This window comes from Thalassospiraceae bacterium LMO-SO8, from assembly GCA_031655335.1.
Taxonomy (GTDB): Bacteria; Pseudomonadota; Alphaproteobacteria; order Rhodospirillales; family Casp-alpha2; genus UBA1479.
Genome location: CP134226.1, coordinates 1996384 through 2012152, shown reverse-complemented (window position 1 = coordinate 2012152; position 15769 = coordinate 1996384). Strand labels below are relative to the sequence as shown.

General features: G+C 65.4%; 17 protein-coding genes. 7 read left to right on the top strand and 10 right to left on the bottom strand.

Going from position 1 to position 15769, the window contains the following annotated elements; genetic code table 11:
• Nucleotides 1-8 precede the first annotated feature (8 nt).
• Both RJ527_09760 and RJ527_09755 read left to right on the top strand, forming a co-directional pair.
• A complete protein-coding gene (locus RJ527_09760; protein WND74332.1) occupies nucleotides 9-1547 on the top strand; it encodes a tetratricopeptide repeat protein in 1539 nt (512 codons plus the stop codon).
• Nucleotides 1544-2392 (top strand): tetratricopeptide repeat protein, encoded by an 849-nt coding sequence (locus RJ527_09755; GenBank protein ID WND74331.1) that lies wholly within the window; start codon nucleotides 1544-1546, stop codon nucleotides 2390-2392. The genes RJ527_09760 and RJ527_09755 overlap by 4 nt, the downstream gene beginning before the upstream one ends.
• Nucleotides 2393-2405: 13 nt before the next feature.
• On the opposite strand, the gene RJ527_09750 is transcribed toward RJ527_09755, so the two are convergent.
• Nucleotides 2406-2900 (bottom strand): Lrp/AsnC family transcriptional regulator, encoded by a 495-nt coding sequence (locus RJ527_09750; protein ID WND74330.1) that lies wholly within the window; start codon nucleotides 2898-2900, stop codon nucleotides 2406-2408.
• A gap of 233 nt (nucleotides 2901-3133) precedes the next feature.
• Between RJ527_09750 and trxB the strand changes: the two genes are divergently transcribed.
• A complete protein-coding gene (gene trxB, locus RJ527_09745; GenBank protein WND74329.1) occupies nucleotides 3134-4114 on the top strand; it encodes a thioredoxin-disulfide reductase in 981 nt (326 codons plus the stop codon).
• A gap of 68 nt (nucleotides 4115-4182) precedes the next feature.
• The gene (locus RJ527_09740) at nucleotides 4183-5073 is read left to right on the top strand and encodes a LysR family transcriptional regulator (GenBank protein ID WND74328.1); all 891 of its coding nucleotides are present in this window, start codon (nucleotides 4183-4185) and stop codon (nucleotides 5071-5073) included.
• A 411-nt stretch (nucleotides 5074-5484) separates the two neighbouring features.
• Here the strand turns inward: RJ527_09740 and RJ527_09735 are convergent, their stop codons facing one another.
• Nucleotides 5485-7512 (bottom strand): elongation factor G, encoded by a 2028-nt coding sequence (locus RJ527_09735; GenBank protein WND74327.1) that lies wholly within the window; start codon nucleotides 7510-7512, stop codon nucleotides 5485-5487.
• 266 nt (nucleotides 7513-7778) lie between these two features.
• Here RJ527_09735 and apaG point away from each other — a divergent pair, with 266 nt between their 5' ends.
• The 3 genes from apaG (at nucleotide 7779) to RJ527_09720 (ending at nucleotide 10403) form a co-directional block, all read left to right on the top strand.
• Nucleotides 7779-8189, top strand: a complete 411-nt coding sequence (apaG, locus tag RJ527_09730) for a Co2+/Mg2+ efflux protein ApaG (protein WND74326.1) — start codon at nucleotides 7779-7781, stop codon at nucleotides 8187-8189.
• A 52-nt stretch (nucleotides 8190-8241) separates the two neighbouring features.
• Nucleotides 8242-8853, top strand: coding sequence for a GTP cyclohydrolase I FolE (gene folE, locus RJ527_09725; protein WND78045.1), 612 nt, complete (start codon nucleotides 8242-8244; stop codon nucleotides 8851-8853).
• A 101-nt stretch (nucleotides 8854-8954) separates the two neighbouring features.
• A complete protein-coding gene (locus tag RJ527_09720) occupies nucleotides 8955-10403 on the top strand; it encodes a TrkH family potassium uptake protein (GenBank protein WND74325.1) in 1449 nt (482 codons plus the stop codon).
• Here RJ527_09720 and RJ527_09715 read toward each other — a convergent pair.
• The 8 genes from RJ527_09715 to RJ527_09680 form a co-directional block, all read right to left on the bottom strand.
• On the bottom strand, nucleotides 10400-10999 hold the full coding sequence (locus RJ527_09715) for a DedA family protein (protein ID WND74324.1): 600 nt from the start codon (nucleotides 10997-10999) through the stop codon (nucleotides 10400-10402). The two genes, RJ527_09720 and RJ527_09715, sit on opposite strands and share 4 nt — an antisense overlap.
• Nucleotides 11000-11057: 58 nt before the next feature.
• A complete protein-coding gene (locus tag RJ527_09710; GenBank protein ID WND74323.1) occupies nucleotides 11058-11576 on the bottom strand; it encodes a helix-turn-helix transcriptional regulator in 519 nt (172 codons plus the stop codon).
• The gene (locus RJ527_09705) at nucleotides 11573-12193 is read right to left on the bottom strand and encodes a cytochrome b/b6 domain-containing protein (protein WND74322.1); all 621 of its coding nucleotides are present in this window, start codon (nucleotides 12191-12193) and stop codon (nucleotides 11573-11575) included. Before RJ527_09705 ends, RJ527_09710 begins: the two co-directional genes overlap by 4 nt.
• Nucleotides 12193-12456 (bottom strand): PepSY domain-containing protein, encoded by a 264-nt coding sequence (locus RJ527_09700; protein ID WND74321.1) that lies wholly within the window; start codon nucleotides 12454-12456, stop codon nucleotides 12193-12195. Before RJ527_09700 ends, RJ527_09705 begins: the two co-directional genes overlap by 1 nt.
• A gap of 146 nt (nucleotides 12457-12602) precedes the next feature.
• Nucleotides 12603-13193: a LysE family translocator gene (locus tag RJ527_09695; protein WND74320.1), complete on the bottom strand. Its 591-nt coding sequence runs from the start codon at nucleotides 13191-13193 to the stop codon at nucleotides 12603-12605.
• A 129-nt stretch (nucleotides 13194-13322) separates the two neighbouring features.
• Nucleotides 13323-13919, bottom strand: a complete 597-nt coding sequence (locus RJ527_09690) for a hypothetical protein (GenBank protein WND74319.1) — start codon at nucleotides 13917-13919, stop codon at nucleotides 13323-13325.
• Nucleotides 13920-14034: 115 nt separating this feature from the next.
• On the bottom strand, nucleotides 14035-14940 hold the full coding sequence (locus RJ527_09685) for an Hsp33 family molecular chaperone HslO (protein WND74318.1): 906 nt from the start codon (nucleotides 14938-14940) through the stop codon (nucleotides 14035-14037).
• A complete protein-coding gene (locus RJ527_09680; GenBank protein ID WND74317.1) occupies nucleotides 14933-15754 on the bottom strand; it encodes a GNAT family N-acetyltransferase in 822 nt (273 codons plus the stop codon). The genes RJ527_09685 and RJ527_09680 overlap by 8 nt, the downstream gene beginning before the upstream one ends.
• Nucleotides 15755-15769 lie beyond the last annotated feature (15 nt).

Below are 15769 nucleotides of genomic sequence, written 5' to 3'. Positions count from 1 at the left end.
ATTCAGGCATGACTGACCTGAACGAAATGCTTGCCCAGGCTGTTGGTGCGTTGCAGCAATCACGTATTGATGCCGCCATGCCGCTGTTGGACGCCGTGCTGGCGCAGGCGCCCGACCATCCCCAGGCCAATGCAATAAAGGGCACGATCAGCCTGTTACACGGCGATGTGGCGCGGGCGCTTGGCCATTTCCGGAAAGCCGCCGAGGCCCATGCCGACGACCCCGCCTTCAATCAAAACTATGCAACCGCCCTCTTGAGCGCCGGCGACGCGCCTTCGGCCGAACACCATACCCGCCGCGCCCTTGCCGCACAGCCGGACAATGTAGCCGTGAAGCAGCTTTTGGCGCGCTGCCTGTGCGCCCAAAACCGGGATGCCGAAGCCGTGCCTTTGCTGCAACAAGTCGTGGACGAACAGCCCAGCCTGCCCGCGTTCAATGAACTGGGTTTGGCGCTGATGGAATTGAACAGGCCGGGCGAAGCGGAAGATGCCTTCGCCCGGGCGACGGAAATTAATCCGGATATATCCGCCCCTTGGCATAATCGGGGGAATGCCGCCCTCGACCAGCACCGTCCCGAGGACGCCATCGCCGCGTTCGATCAGGCCATCCGGCTCATGCCGGACCATGCCCCGTCGCATGTTCACCGCGCGCAGGCGCTGCTGTTGTCGGGCCGATATAAAGAGGGCTGGGAGGCCTACGAAGCGCGTTGGGCTCTGCCCGACCGCCTGACGCTGCGCGAAGGCTTGACCACACCCTTGTGGGACGGCGCACCGTTCGCGGGCCGTCTGCTCGTCTATGCGGAACAGGGCTACGGCGACAGCCTGCAATTCGCCCGGTTCCTGCCGGTCGCCGCGAAACGGTGTGGCACGGTAATCCTGGATGTACCGCCCCCCCTGCATCGATTGTTCGCGTCCCAAGGCGGCGGATACAACGTCACGCGCCAAGACATGCCGTTGCCGGACCATGACCGTCGAATTCCGATGATGAGTCTGCCCCGGGTCCTGGGCATAACCTTGGAAAACCTGCCCTCGCCGGAGGCCTATCTCCAGCCACCCGACGACATCGGAGTCTGGCGCGACCGTCTAGCGGACGCCCGGGGGCTCAAGGTTGGATTGACCTGGCGGGCCTTTGCCGAAAGCCGTGGCAGCACCCATCGTTCCGCACCACTGGAGGCGCTGGCGCCGCTGTTCAAGGTTCCGGACATTGCCTGGGCCAGCCTGCAGAAGGAAACACCGCAAAGCGATCTGCCGCTCCCCACGAACATGCGGGACATGTCCCCGTTCTTGAACGATTTCGCCGACACGGCCTCGTTGATTGCCCAGCTTGATTTGGTAATCACCGTCGATACCGCCGTCGCGCATCTGGCGGGTGCCCTCGGCCGGCCGGTCTGGGTCATGCTGCCCCACGGCGGAGACTGGCGTTGGCTGATGGCGCGATCAGACAGCCCTTGGTATCGGCGCGCCCGGCTCTACCGGCAGGACGGCAAACGGACCTGGACGCCGGTGGTCGATGCCATGGCCCGGGACCTCGCCCAGTTTCGGCCATGACGCGCCATCGCTGGATCCTTATCACCGGCCTCATAGGCGGCATTCTGGCCGAGGCAGGTCAGGCCAGCCCCGCCCACGCGGGATTGGCCCAGGCCCAGGCCGCCTATAACGCCGGCGACTTCGCCGCCGCCTTCAAGGAACTGAAGCCCGTCGCAGACTCCGGCGACGCCGAGGCCCAGGCCCTGATCGCCGGCATGTACGCCCGTGGCCAGGGTGTCCCGGTCGATCCCGCCGAAGCCGCGCGCTGGTACGCCATGGCCGCCGATCAGGAACATCTCTACGCGACCACCATGCTGGGCTGGTTCTACATGCGTGGCATCGGGGTCGAACAGGACGCGGTCAAGGGATACCGCCTGTTGTCGCGGGCGGCGGCCCGGGGCCAGCCGCGCGCCGTGGAAATGAAACAGGCGGTGGCCGAAAAGGCGCTCGCCGGGCTGGACGACCTGGCGGAAACGGAAGCCCGAAGCCAGTCCATCGACCGCGCCGCCGCGTACTTCCGGATCGGCCGGAGCTTCGCCCTCGGCCATGGCGTGCCGCGCCTGCCCGAGGTCGCCGCCACCGCCCTGCAACGCGCCGCCGAGCGCGGCCATAGCGCCGGTCAGTACGAATACGCCCGCCGCCTGGATACGGGCGACGGTGTTGCGGAAGACGCCGAAGCGGCCTTCGCCTGGTTCAAGAAGGCCGCCGACCAGGGCCATGCGGACGCCCTTGCCATGGTCGGACGCGCCTATCTTTCGGGGCGCGGCACGGCGCCGAACCGTTATCAGGCGATGGTCGCGATCACCCGCGCGAAAGCCGCCGGATCCGGGATCGCGGACACGCTGCTCGATAATCTGGATAAGTGAAGCGAAAGCCGGTTCAATCCGTGTCGTCGGGGGCGTCGACATCCACGGGCACGCCCGGCTTGGCCTTTGACGCGCGAATCGATAGCGCCGATTTCACGTGGCTGACATTGGGTGCCGCGGTCAGCTTGGTGGTCAGAAAGTCCTGATAGGCGTCCCAGTCGGCGGCGACCACCTTCAAAAGGAAATCCGTTTCCCCGGCCAGCATGTGGCACTCACGCACCTGGGGCCAGGCACGCACGGCATTCTCGAAGGCCTCAAGGTCGTGTTCGGCCTGGGAGTTGAGCCCGACCTGGGCGAACACGGTGACGTTGAAGCCCAGCATCTTGGGTTCCAGATCGGCATGGTAGCCGCGGATGAAGCCCGCTTCCTCCAACGCCCGCACCCGGCGCAGGCAGGGCGGGGCTGAAATCCCGGCGCGTTTCGACAGCTCCACATTGGTCATGCGGCCGTCGCTTTGCAGATCGCGCAGGATACGCCGGTCAATCTTGTCCAGTTTCACGCGCTGCATGATCGTTTCCTAACCCCCGGGTGCGGCGAAATATTGTTGCGAAATTATATTATAACGCCGCCGGGGGAAAGTCCCGTCACCGGGGGCCTTCATCCGGCCGCCGCCGATGTCCCCGTGGACGGGCCGCTTGTCCTTGCACGGCGGCCGGGGCCCACTTATCTTAGGTCCCCAATCCGCCGTGGACCCTGGGCAGACACGGCCCCCGCATCCTCGTTCAAAAGGTAGACCGCTCCATGCCCGCCGCTTCCGACACAGCCCCCCGCCATACCAAGGTTCTGATCATCGGCTCCGGCGCCGCCGGCTATACGGCCGCCGTCTATGCCGCGCGCGCCAACCTGAGCCCCCTTCTGGTGCGCGGCCTGCAGCCGGGCGGCCAATTGACCATCACCACCGAGGTCGAGAACTATCCCGGCTTCGCCGAGCCGATCCAAGGCCCCTGGCTGATGGAACAGATGTTCGAGCAGGCCAAGAACGTGGGCACGGAAATGGTCGAGGACACGATCATGGAGATCGACCTGAAAGCGCGGCCGTTCCGCGCCGTGGGCGATTCGGGCACGATTTACACCGGCGACACCCTGGTCATCGCCACGGGGGCGAGTGCGCGCTGGCTCGGCCTGCCGTCCGAGGAGAAATTCATGGGCTTCGGCGTGTCCGCCTGCGCCACCTGCGACGGGTTCTTCTACCGCGGCAAGGAAGTCGCGGTGATCGGCGGCGGCAACACGGCGGTCGAGGAAGCCCTGTTCCTGACCAACTTCGCGTCCCGCGTCACCCTGATCCACCGCCGGGACGAGCTGCGCGCGGAAAAGATCATGCAGGACCGCCTGTTCAAGAACGACAAGATCGAAGTGATCTGGGACACGGTGCTGGAGGAAGTGTTGGGCGAGGGCACGCCCCCGGGCGTGTCGGCCATGAAACTGCGTAACATGAAGACCGGCGAAATCACGGAACGGGCCGCCGACGGCGTGTTCATCGCCATCGGCCATGATCCCAACACCAAACTGTTCCAGGGCCAGGTCGACATGGACGACGAAGGCTATATCATCACCAAACCGGACAGCACCAAAACCAACATTCCGGGCGTGTTCGCCGCCGGCGACGTCCAGGACAAGGTGTTCCGCCAGGCCATCACCGCGGCCGGCACCGGATGCATGGCGGCGCTGGAGGCCGAACATTTTCTGGCCGCCCAGGAGGCGCAGCAGGCAGCAGCCGAATAGGCGGTGACAACCGGCCCGGATGCAATTAGGGAGCGCATCCGCAAAGGGCCGATCAGGGGGCATTTCCCATGGATTGGGACAAACTGCGGGTGTTTCACGCCGTCGCCGAAGCGGGCAGCTTTACCCGCGCCGGCGAGGATCTGCACCTCAGCCAGTCGGCGGTCAGCCGCCAGGTCAGCGCGCTTGAGGAAAGCCTTCGCGTGCCGCTGTTCCACCGCCACGCGCGCGGCCTGATCCTGACGGAACAGGGCGAACTGCTGTTCCGCACGGCGCACGACGTGTTTTCCAAGCTGGCCATGGTCGAGGCGCGCATCGCCGACAACAAGGACGAGGCCCAGGGGCCGCTGAAGGTGACGACCACCGTCGCGTTCGGGTCGATCTGGCTGACGCCGCGCATGCGCGAGTTCAAGACCCTGTACCCGGATATCGCGGTGTCGCTGGTTTTGGCCGACACGGAACTGGACCTGTCCATGCGCCAGGCCGACGTCGCCATCCGCCTGGCCCCGCCCAAGCAGCCGGACCTGATCCAGCGCTACATCATGACCATGAACTACCATGTCTATGCCTCGGCCGAGTACCTGGCGGAGCACGGCACGCCGGCCCGGCCCCAGGACCTGGACGACCACGATCTGGTGGTTTACGGCGACGACGCCCGCCCGCCGGTGGAAAACCTCAACTGGCTGCTGACCGCGGGCGCCCCGCCCGGAAAAACGCGGGAACCGGTGCTGCGGGTCAATTCCATCTACGGCATCTTCCGCGCGGTGCAATCGGGGCTCGGTATTGGCGCCCTGCCCGACTACATGAGCCGCGAGGCCACCAACATGAAGGAGGTCCTGCCGGAACTGCGGGGGCCCTCCATCGAGGCCTATTTCGTCTATCCGGAGGAACTGCGCAATTCGAAGCGCATCACCGTGTTCCGCGACTTCCTGGTCAACCGCCTGAACCCGGAAAACTTCTAGGCTTCGCCGGCTTCCGCTTCACAGTCTTCACAGCCCGCCGCGGATTTTTGTTACCCAAATGCAATATTTGCAGGGCGGCGAACAAGATATGCGTGAATTGCATATCTGGAATGCAGCTTTGTGACTGGTATACCAGACGTGGCGGTTTATATAACCCGCATCCAGTTGCCGCCGGACGCTCCTAAGCGGCGTGGCGACGGAAGCAGTTTTGGGTCTCCTCCCAGACCCACCTTGCCGGAGGTCATCCGGCACCGGGACCGCTCCCTGGCCCCCCAGGCCAGCGGCCCCAACGTCTCCCAGACGTGAAGCCTCCCTGTCAAACTCGCCGGTCTCCGCAAGGAGACCGGCGGTTTTTTTTATGGGCCCCGGTGTTTGCCCGCGCCATTGCGCCGGGTTCAATGTTTTGCACCGCTATTGCGCCGCCTGGGCCCTCAACGCCACCACCTGATCCGCTTCCTTGCCCATCAGTTCCTGTAGATGGTCGAATTCCCATTCGAAGGTGCCGACCCCCATGGTCATGGAGCGCAGTTCGATCACCAGATCGTGCATTTCCGATTGCGGCAATTGCACCTGCACTTCGTCCCAGCCCGCCCAGCCGGGCTTGGCGTCGAAGCCCATGATCTGGCCGCGCCGCCCGGACACCAGGCGCTGCATGCGCGACGTGAATTCCGACGGCATGGATATGACGACCTTGCAGATCGGCTCCAGCAACACCGGCTGACAGTTGGGCATGCCTTCGCGCATGGCCTGCTGGGCCGCCTTGCGGAACGCCATGTCCGAGGAATCGACGTTGTGGTACTGGCCGTCGGTCAGGGTCACGGACAGGTCGACCACGGGAAAGCCCAAAGGCCCGCGCGCAAGATATTCCCGCACCCCGGCCTCGACCGCCGGAATGTACTGCTTCGGCACCACCCCGCCGGTGATGGTGTCGCCGAAGGTGAAGCCGTCGCCCCGGGCAAGCGGCTTGATGTCCAGGTGCACGTCGCCGAATTCGCCGTGTCCGCCCGACTGTTTCTTGTGGCGCGCGTGCTGGCTGGTCGGCTTGCGGATGGTTTCCTTGTAGGGGACCTGGGGCCGTTCGCTGTCGACGTCGATGTGGAACTTGCCCTTCATCTTGTCGAGGGTGATCAACAGGTGCATTTCGCCTTGTCCCCACAGCAGCATTTCGCCCGTATCCGGGTTGTGTTCGTGGGAAATCGAGGGGTCTTCCTCGATGATCTTGGCGAGCGCGCCCGACATCTTGACCTCGTCGCCCCGATTGGCCGCATGCACGGCCATGGAAAACAGCGGCGTCAGGGGGCCCGGCCAGGCCATGCCCGTGACCTTGCCCGAGGCCGAGACCAGATCGCCTGTCTTGACCGCGTCCATGCGGCCGAGGGCGACGACCTCGCCCACCCCCGCCTTGGCGACCTTTTCCGTCTTTTGTCCGAAGGCCCTGGACAGCCCGGACACCCGGCCCTGGGACGACGCCATGCCGTCGGCGATCTCGCCCGACCACACGCGGGCGAAACTGAGCTTGCCCGCGTGGCCGGCGTGGACGGTCTTGAACACCCGCGCCGCCGTTTCGCCCGATGTCGGCTCGCCCAGGCGCGCGGCCGTGGCCTGCGGCCCCGGGGCCTCGTGGCGCAGGGCCTTGAGCAGGCGGCGCACGCCGTTGCCGTGTTCGGCCGAGCCGAAGAACACGGGCACGACCTTGCCGTCCCGCAACACCTTGGTCAGATGTTCGAAAACCTCGTCCGTCCCCGGCACCACGTCTTCCAGCAGCTTTTCCAGCAGCGCGTCGTCGAAATCGGCGAGGCTTTCCAAAAGCCCCGTGCGCGCCGCCGTCTCGCGGTCACGGATGCTTTCGGGCAGTTCCATCAACTCCGACGGCTTGCCTTCCTGCCAGCGAAAGGCGCGTTCCGACACCAGGTCGACATGCCCGGTCACGTCGTCGCCGCCGTCGCGCAGCGGAATTTCCCGCAGCACCAGGGGGCTGTCGGACAGGCCTTGCAAGGCGTCCAGGGTTTCGGCGACGCTGGCCTCGGCCGTGTCCATCTTGTTGATGAAGATAAGGTGCGGAATCTGGTGCTGGTCGAGAAATTTGAGGATCGGCGCCGCCGTCAGGGCGCGGGCCTGCCCCGGCTCGCACACCACCACGGCGGCATCGGCGATCATCAGGGCGTTATGGGCATCCTGCAGCATGTCGATGGAGCCGGGACAGTCGATGAAGGTCCAGGGATCGCCCAGGTAGGGGGCGCTCACGATGTTCATTTCCGTGGACATCTGGCGGGCCCGGGCCTCGGGCGAGCCGTCGCCGACCATGTTGCCGTCCTTGACGGAGCCCTTGCGGTCAATGACCTCGCATTGACGCAGGATTTCCTCGAGTAAAGATGTCTTGCCGCTTAAGTAGGGGCCGACCAGGGCAGCCACGCGGGGCCGGTTGTCGGATGTGGTCATCGTTACCTCCCAAGTGCGTTTTTTGTCGCAGGAAGGGGCCGTTCAGTCGGCCTTCGAAGTCCGTTTATGGTTAAAGCCTATCCTTCCCAGAGGGGGATTCAAGAAAATTCCGGGAATCAGACCGATATTTGCCATTGTGCGGGCTCCAGGCCGGGCAGACCGGCGGCAAGGACAACAAACCCTTGGCGTTAGTGGACAACCCCCCCATATCCGAGGCTAAACTGGCCTTTCTCGGCGCCCCGCCGTGGCAGAAGCAACGACACACCATGAACATCAAGACACATAGCTATTCGGAAACGACGCGCGACATCCGCGTCAGCGTGACTCCCCAGTACCTTCCCGATCAGTCCGCGCCCGAGGACGGCCGCTATGTCTGGGCCTATACGGTACGGATCGAGAACCAGGGCACGGAAACGGTGCAGCTGCGCAACCGTTATTGGCGGATCACGGACGCGCAGGGCACTTCCCACGAAGTGCGCGGCGAGGGTGTGGTCGGCGAACAGCCGGTCCTGAACCCGGGCGAGGTTTTCGAATACACCAGCGGCACGCCTTTGGCGACGCCGTCGGGCATGATGATGGGGTCCTACGAAATGGAGACCCAGGCCGGCGATTTCTTCGACGCCACCGTGCCGGCCTTCTCGCTCGACAGTCCGCACGAACGCATCCATCTGAACTGAGCCTTAAACCCCAACAGAACCGGGAACCCCGACCGTGACCGCCAAGAAACATCTGAGTGTCGCCAACGTCACCGCCGAGGCGGCGAAGACAGCGGGCGGCAAGCCGTCCCGCGCCGAGGCCGAACAGGCCGTGCGCACGCTGATCCGCTGGGCCGGCGACGATCCCGCCCGCGAGGGCCTGATCGACACGCCCAAGCGGGTCGCCAGCGCCTATGAGGAATTCTTCGCCGGCTACGACGCCGACCCGGTGGAAATCCTGAAGCGCACCTTCGAGGAAACGGACGGTTACGACGAGATCGTGGTCCTTAAGGACATCCGCCTGGAAAGCCATTGCGAGCATCACATGGTGCCGATCATCGGCGTCGCCCATGTCGCCTACCTGCCGCACCGCCGGGTCGTCGGCATCTCCAAGCTGGCGCGGGTCATCGACGCCTATGCCAAGCGCCTGCAGATTCAGGAAAAGATGACCGCCCAGGTGGCTAATGCCATCAACGACGTGCTGGAGCCCAAGGGCGTCGCCGTCGTGATCGAGGCCGCGCACCAATGCATGACCACGCGCGGCGTCTCGAAGCCGGGCGTGACCATGGTGACGTCGCGCATGCTGGGGGCGTTCCGCGACGATCCGACGACGCGCCGCGAATTCCTGGCCATGATCGGCCACTAGCCTTTTCAAGGGGCCGGGCCGGCCCCGCGCCGCCGATTGGTTCCTTCTTTGTCCAAAATGCTCTAAACCTCGTCGCAACGGGGATAAGACGAGGCAAGGGCATGGATTTCCGTCCCATTCTGATGATCGTGGGCACGTTGCTGGCGACGCTGGCGCTGGTCATGTGCGTGCCGGCCGTGGTCGATGCCTCGCTCGGCAACCCGGACTGGGAGGTGTTCGCCGCCTCCGCCGGCGTGACCCTGTTTCTTGGCGTCGCCATGGCGCTGACGGCGACGACCGGCGGCGTGCGGAACCTGAGCGTCCGCCAGGCCTTCGTCATGACGACCTTGACCTGGGTCGCCCTGACGGTGTTCGCGTCCTTTCCCTTCATGTTCTCGGAACGGGACCTCAGCTTCACCGATGCCTTTTTCGAGGCCATGTCGGGCCTGACCACCACGGGTTCGACCATCCTGACCGACCTGGACAGCCTGCCGCCCGGCATTTTGCTGTGGCGCTCCCTGCTGCAATGGCTCGGCGGCATCGGGATCATCGTCATGGCGATCGCCATTCTGCCCATGCTGAAAGTCGGCGGCATGCAGTTGTTCCGCATGGAATCCTCGGACCAGTCGACGGAAAAGGCCCTGCCCCGCGCGGCCCAGATCGCCAGCACCATCGGCGTCATCTACCTGTTCCTGACCATGGTCTGGGCCGGCGCGTTCTGGCTGGCGGGGATGAGCGGGTTCGACGCCGTGGCCCATGCCATGACCACCATCGCCACCGGCGGGTTCTCGACCCATGACGATTCCATGGGCCATTTCAACCACGCGGCCATCGACTACATCGCCTCGGCCGGCATGATCATCGGCGCGTTGCCCTTCATTCTTTACGTGCGCTTCCTGCAAGGTCAGTTCATGGCCCTACCCCGCGACCCCCAGGTGCAATGGTTTCTGACCACGGTCTGCGCCGTCGTCGCGGTGACCGCCGTGTGGCTGTGGCTGGAACAGGACAAACACCCGGCCGACGCGCTGCGCCTTGCGACCTTCAACATCATCTCGGTCATCACCGGCACGGGATTCGCCACGGACGACTATTCCATCTGGGGGCATTTCGCCCTGCCGATCTTCTTCTTCATCATGTTCATCGGCGGCTGCGCCGGATCGACGACCTGCGGCATCAAGGTGTTCCGCTTCCAAATTCTCTATGCCGCCTGCCGCACCCAGCTGCGCCACCTGCTGCATCCGCACGGGGTGTTCATCCCCTACTACAACAAGCAGCCGATTTCCGACGAGGTCATCATCTCCGTGCTGTCGTTCTTCTTCGTGTGGTTCCTCTGCTTCACGGTGCTGGCGCTGGGGCTGGGTTTCCTCGGGCTCGATTTCGTGACCGCCTTCTCGTCCGCCGCCACGGCGATCGCCAACGTCGGTCCGGCGCTGGGCGAAACCGGCCCGGCGACGACCTTCGCCGACCTGCACGACGGCGCGAAATGGCTGATGGCCATCGGCATGCTGTTGGGACGGCTTGAACTGTTCACGGTGATCGTGCTGTTCACCCGCGCGTTCTGGCGCAACTAGACGCCCGAATTCCGGCGCCGGCGGCGGATCGCCTGAAACACCACGAAACCCGCGCCGGCCACCAGCAAGGCCACGAACAGGCGGTGCTCGGCGGCCTGGATGTCGCCCCATAGGGTCTCGACCGCCTGGCCGCAGAAATAGCCCAGCGCCGTGAACGCCGCCGCCCAGACCGCCGCGGCCGCCACGTTCAGGATCAGGAACAGACCCGCCGGCACGTTGCTGAGGCCGAGTGCCACGGGACTGACCGTGCGCAGGCCGTAAATAAACCGGTAGCTGAGAATGAACTTGCGGGGGTGGCGTTCGATGGCGCCGAGCGCCTTTTCGAACACGGCTTGGCGGGTCAGGCGGCGGACCAGGGCGTGGCCGGCGTGGCGGCGGCCCAGGTAGAACCACAATTGGTCGCCCAGCACGGCGCCGGCGAATGCGCACAGGCCGACGGTGACGGGGTTGAGCACCGCCTGATGGGCGAGAAAGCCGGCGACCAGGACGATGGTCTCGCCTTCGAAGAACGTCCCGGCCAAAACCGCGAGCGGGCCGTACTGGGTAACAAGCGCGGTGATCTGTTCCATGGCGTCCTGCCCGGTGTGTCCGGCCACATGGTTACCCCGGCCGCGGGGGAATGCAAGCCGCCACCCCCGGCCGGGCGTCCGGCGATCAGGCGGTGATCGGCGCCGCCAGCAGGTCGTCAATGAACAGGCAAACGAATTGAGAGCGGCTGGCGACACCGGCCTTGGCGTAGATGCGCGCCAGCTGGGCGCGCACCGTGCCCTCGGCGGTGCCGCGGATTCCGGAAATCTCGGCGACGTCGAAGCCCTTGAGCGCCAAAAGGGCGACCTCGGCCTCCGCCCCCGTCAGGGACCAGTCGGCGAACCGCCGTTCGATCAGTTGGGCGAAGGCGCCGGACGCCGCGGTCGCCGCGTCCTCGGCCTGGCGGTTGCGCTCAAGGGTGCGGCGCATCTCGCGCCCGCCCAGGACGACGCCGACGAAAAGGGCCGCGGCGACGGCCCCTTCGAACAGGGTGTGCGGCGTGATGCCGCCCATCCGGAAATCGTCGACCACGTCGGCGACGAAGAACACGGCGCAGAGCACCTGCACCGCAAGCAGGGCGGAAAGCAGGGCGACGCGGCGGCTAACTGCCTGCCGCGCCGGTTGGGAAATCGTGTCGTCGCTCATCCGCCGTCTTGCATTCTCTTGCCGCCCTTCACCATGGCCCGAACCAGATTGACTCCAGTAAGCCAAGATTCCATCAGCACGCCACCGACATGGACCACGGCGAGGAACAGTAACATGTTGGCCGCGGCCTCGTGAATCTCCTCAAGGAATTCGCTGCCGCCGGAAGCGCGCTCGTATTCACGGAAAATGGCCATGAATCCGTCGCCGAGCCCGCCGCCCGTGGCCGGGAACGGATCGCTTTCCATCATCACGCCCGTGACCGCGACGACGATCAGCGTGCCCCAAAGCGCATAGACCATGAGCGCGCCCAGAGGATTGTGCGAACGATGCGGCCGCCGCCGCCCGGTGAGCAGGTCGGACAGATGTTCCTTGGCGCCGGCGAGGCTCGGCGGGAACGACGTGAACCGCGCCTCTTCCGTGCCGATGACGCCCCAGAGGAGACGCAGCACCAGGAAGGCGATGGCGGCATAGCCGATCCAGATGTGGATCAGCGATTCGTCCTCGACGATCAGGCCGTTGAGCACCACAGCGAGCGCGATACACCAGTGGGTCAGGCGGACCACAGGGTCCCAGGCGGGGGCGCTTTGCCTCCCCGCCTCTTCGGACTTGCCGGACATCAGTCGTCGGCCTTTACTTCCGTGATCTTGCCGGTTTTGGCGTCGAGCTTCAGTTCCCAGCGCTGACCGTTCTTCATGGCCTTGACCTCGATACGGCCGTGTTCCTGTTCGAATTTGACCAGGTCATATCCCTGCGCGGCCAAGGCGGCGGCGATGGATTTGTGGTCGGTTCCCAGAATCGTGCCCGGTGTCAAATCGGCGGCCAAGACAGCGCCTGTCGTGAGGACCGCCAGGGCGGCGGACAGGGTTAGTTTGCGGATCATGATGAAAATTCCTCGGATTATCGGGTTAAGGGTGCGCAGGGCATGTCCTGCGCTGTCGGGCAATTCTGTGCCCGCCGATCCGCGGTTGCGATTGGTTTCACGCTTACCCGAAGGCCCCTAAGCGTTTGCGTACGGCGTTGTCCTGTTTACCGCTGCGCGATGACGGCGAGCGCGACGACCGCCAGCATGGACAAGGCCATGGCGACATTAATGGCGAACTGGGTGCGTTTCGGCAGGTCCAGGCGGTGTAGGGTCACCCCGGCCCACAGCCAGAGGAAATGGATGCAGACCCAAAGCGCGTTCATGACCGCGAACTTGATCGCAAGCTCCATGGCCAGATTGTCCGGCATGAAGGCGAAGCCCGAGAAAAAGGCCGTGTTCACGGCATAGGCCTTTGGGTTGATCGCCTGCAACATGAGCCCCCCCATCACCCCCGGCGCGGACTGGCGTTCGATGAAGGCGATCTTCGATCCGGCGAAGGCGATGCGCAGCGCCAGATACAGAAGATAAGCGGCGGACGCATAAAGCAGCACCGTGCGCACATGCGGCACCGCCAACACGGCGGCGGCCAGGCCCGTGACCACGGCCAGCGCCACGAAGTTGGTGCCCAGGAACAGGCCGATCATGTAGCGCCGTCCCTGGGCGAAACCGAAGCCCGACCCGACACCGGCCAACGACAGCACCCCCGGCCCCGGCGTGATGAACAGGAAGAAGCAGGCGGCGGTGAAGGTCAGCATGAAAGCCTTCCGGCAGGGAGGGAACGGGATATCGCGGGATTATGGATGCGCGCCGGACATTGGCAGCCCGGGCACATGGTGCGGAGCCGCGCCCGCCGGGTCAAGTCCCCAGACGCGCGGGACGGCGAGTCAGCGCATCCAGTTGCCGAGGAAGCGGCGCATGTTGGTTTCCATTTCGTGGTCGAAATCCTTGAGGGCGGCCTCCATCATCGCGAACCAGGTCTTGTTCAGGTCGTTCAGAGTCACGTCCTCGGGCACGGTCTGGTTGCGGGTGGCCCGCGCCGCCGCATGACCGACGCGCCGGCCCTGGGGATCGAACACCTCGATCATGGCCGACATCTCCAGGTCGTATCGGGCATCCTGATCGGTCGTGAAGGCCCCCTTAATGCCCTGGGTGCGCGGCAGCTTGGTTTCGGTCACCTGGGCCCGTTCGATCGTCAGGCGCGCGACCGTCCCGGCGGCACCGCCCACGGCCTTGAGCCGGTCGCGGCCCCAGATCGCCATCGCCTTGGCCGGAGGCGTCTGCATCTTGTGTTCCACGTTGGGCGGCGCAAGGGGCGCCTTGTGAACATCGACGATTTCGACCCGGTCGACGGCAAGGTTCAAGGCCGGCGCATGCTGAAAGGTGATTTCCGGCAGGTTGACGCTGGGGTCCGGCGTGGTGCAACCGCCCAGCGCGACAAGGCCGGCGACAAGGGCGGTGGTCAGTGATCTGGTGAAGGTCATCGGTCGTCGTTTCCTCGCTCCAATGGGTTCCCCGGTGCCCGCCATACTGAGCATGCCCTGTGTCAGGATCAAGGCATGGGCCGAATTATCCTCGCCGCCAAGACGGACAGCGACATCAATCCCGGTACAGGGCTTCGATCTGGTCCGGGCCGAAGACATAGTCCGTGCGGCAGAATTCACAGGTTACCGTGACCTTGCCGTCCTCGGCCATGTCCTCGATTTCCGCCTGCGGGAAGGAACGCAGGGTCATTTCGACCTTGTCCCGGGAACAGCGGCAGGACTGTTTCACGGGCCGGCCTTCGGTCACCCGTACCCCGTCCTGATGGTAAAGGCGATAGAGCAGCCGGTCCGTGGTCACCGCCGGGTCAAGCAGTTCGCCCGACGACAGGCTGCTCATCAGAATCACCGCCCGGCGCCAGGCTTCCTCGGCCTCGTCCTTGTCGGCGCCGCGTCTGTCCGGCAGGCGCTGCACCATGATCGCCCCGGCGGCCAGCGGATCGGTGCCGGACGCCAGGAGAATCGCGGTTTCCAGCTGTTCGGATTGGCGGAAATAATCATGGGCGCAGTCGGCCAGGCTCGCCCCCACCAGTTCGGTGATACCCTGATAGCGGTCCGTGTCCGGCCCCTGGTCGACCGTGAAGGCGAGATACCCAGACCCGAGCAGCGCCGGAACCGGCGCCCCCTGGGCGCCCGAGGAATCGAGCGCCGCCAGGCGGTCCGCGTCATAACGGGCATAGCTGCGCACCCCGCCGGCCGAGGTCACGTCGGCCATGACCAGGCCGACCGGGCCATCGCCCTGAACCTGCAAGGTGAACACGCCGTCGAACTTGAGCACGCTGGACAGCGTCGCCGCCAGCACCACGACCTGCGCCAATAGGTCGGCGACGGCCGGCGGATAGTCGTGCGGCGCGACCAGCCGGTCGAGGATCGGCCCCAGGCGCACGACGCGCCCGTTGACGCCCAGTGCGTCCACATGGAACGGCTGAACAACGTCGTCGAGGGAAAGAGCGGCGTCAGGCATTGTCTCGGTCGGCGGTGTCGGGGAGGGCATCGTTTGAGGCGGCTTGTGTCTGTGTCCGATAATAATAGGTATGCGCGGCTTGGAAGCCCGCCAAGTGATAAAGCGCCATGGCGGGACGATTGTCCGATTCCACCTGTAGGAACAGGCGTCGGTTTCGATCCGTATCGGCGGCCCAGGCGGCAAGCGCGGCCAGCACCCGCGCGGCATGTCCCCGTCGGCGAAACCCGTCCCGCGTCGCCATGCACAGGATCAGCGCCCAATCGTCGCGGATCACGGCGGCCCCCACGGCGGCGGGCTCGGACCCGTCGTCGACCACCGCATAGGCCCGCGGCGCCGGCAGGCCTTCGGCCAGGCGGCAACGCAGGCCGCGTTCGCGGCCCTGCGCCAGGCCGCCGCCGTAGACCTGAAACCACGCCCCCGTGGGGCCGGAAAACAGACGCGCGCGAAAACGGATCGCCTGTCGATCGGCCAGGTTTTCCACCACGGACGCGGCGTCGGCGGTCATGACCAGGGTGCGCGCCTCGATGGCGTAGCCGCGGCGTTCCAACGCCGCGTCCAGGCCGCGCGGCGCGACGGCGCCGGAAATCTGAAACCGGCAGGGCAGGCCGCGCTGACGGTAGAATTTTTCCGCCGCGTCGATACGCAGGTCGAGGGCGCTCTCCCCCGTCTCCTCAAGCGCCAGAACGGAATTGGCGCGCCGTGACACGCCTTCGGAAAAGCGCAGTTGCCAGCCTTCCAGAATGCCCTGGCTGAACGGCGGCCAGCAGTCGGCGGCCCGGCGTTCCAGGTCGCGGATGCCCGCTTCGTCAAACATGAGGGGCGTCCTTCA

Excerpts from the sequence above, each read along its gene's own strand:
- RJ527_09760 (WND74332.1), top strand. The coding sequence starts at position 9 with ATGACTGACCTGAACGAAATGCTTGCCCAGGCTGTTGGTGCGTTGCAG.
- RJ527_09755 (WND74331.1), top strand. The coding sequence starts at position 1,544 with ATGACGCGCCATCGCTGGATCCTTATCACCGGCCTCATAGGCGGCATT.
- RJ527_09750 (WND74330.1), bottom strand. The coding sequence starts at position 2,900 with ATGCAGCGCGTGAAACTGGACAAGATTGACCGGCGTATCCTGCGCGAT.
- trxB (WND74329.1), top strand. The coding sequence starts at position 3,134 with ATGCCCGCCGCTTCCGACACAGCCCCCCGCCATACCAAGGTTCTGATC.
- RJ527_09740 (WND74328.1), top strand. The coding sequence starts at position 4,183 with ATGGATTGGGACAAACTGCGGGTGTTTCACGCCGTCGCCGAAGCGGGC.
- RJ527_09735 (WND74327.1), bottom strand. The coding sequence starts at position 7,512 with ATGACCACATCCGACAACCGGCCCCGCGTGGCTGCCCTGGTCGGCCCC.
- apaG (WND74326.1), top strand. The coding sequence starts at position 7,779 with ATGAACATCAAGACACATAGCTATTCGGAAACGACGCGCGACATCCGC.
- RJ527_09720 (WND74325.1), top strand. The coding sequence starts at position 8,955 with ATGGATTTCCGTCCCATTCTGATGATCGTGGGCACGTTGCTGGCGACG.
- RJ527_09710 (WND74323.1), bottom strand. The coding sequence starts at position 11,576 with ATGAGCGACGACACGATTTCCCAACCGGCGCGGCAGGCAGTTAGCCGC.
- RJ527_09705 (WND74322.1), bottom strand. The coding sequence starts at position 12,193 with ATGTCCGGCAAGTCCGAAGAGGCGGGGAGGCAAAGCGCCCCCGCCTGG.
- RJ527_09700 (WND74321.1), bottom strand. The coding sequence starts at position 12,456 with ATGATCCGCAAACTAACCCTGTCCGCCGCCCTGGCGGTCCTCACGACA.
- RJ527_09695 (WND74320.1), bottom strand. The coding sequence starts at position 13,193 with ATGCTGACCTTCACCGCCGCCTGCTTCTTCCTGTTCATCACGCCGGGG.
- RJ527_09690 (WND74319.1), bottom strand. The coding sequence starts at position 13,919 with ATGACCTTCACCAGATCACTGACCACCGCCCTTGTCGCCGGCCTTGTC.
- RJ527_09685 (WND74318.1), bottom strand. The coding sequence starts at position 14,940 with ATGCCTGACGCCGCTCTTTCCCTCGACGACGTTGTTCAGCCGTTCCAT.
- RJ527_09680 (WND74317.1), bottom strand. The coding sequence starts at position 15,754 with ATGTTTGACGAAGCGGGCATCCGCGACCTGGAACGCCGGGCCGCCGAC.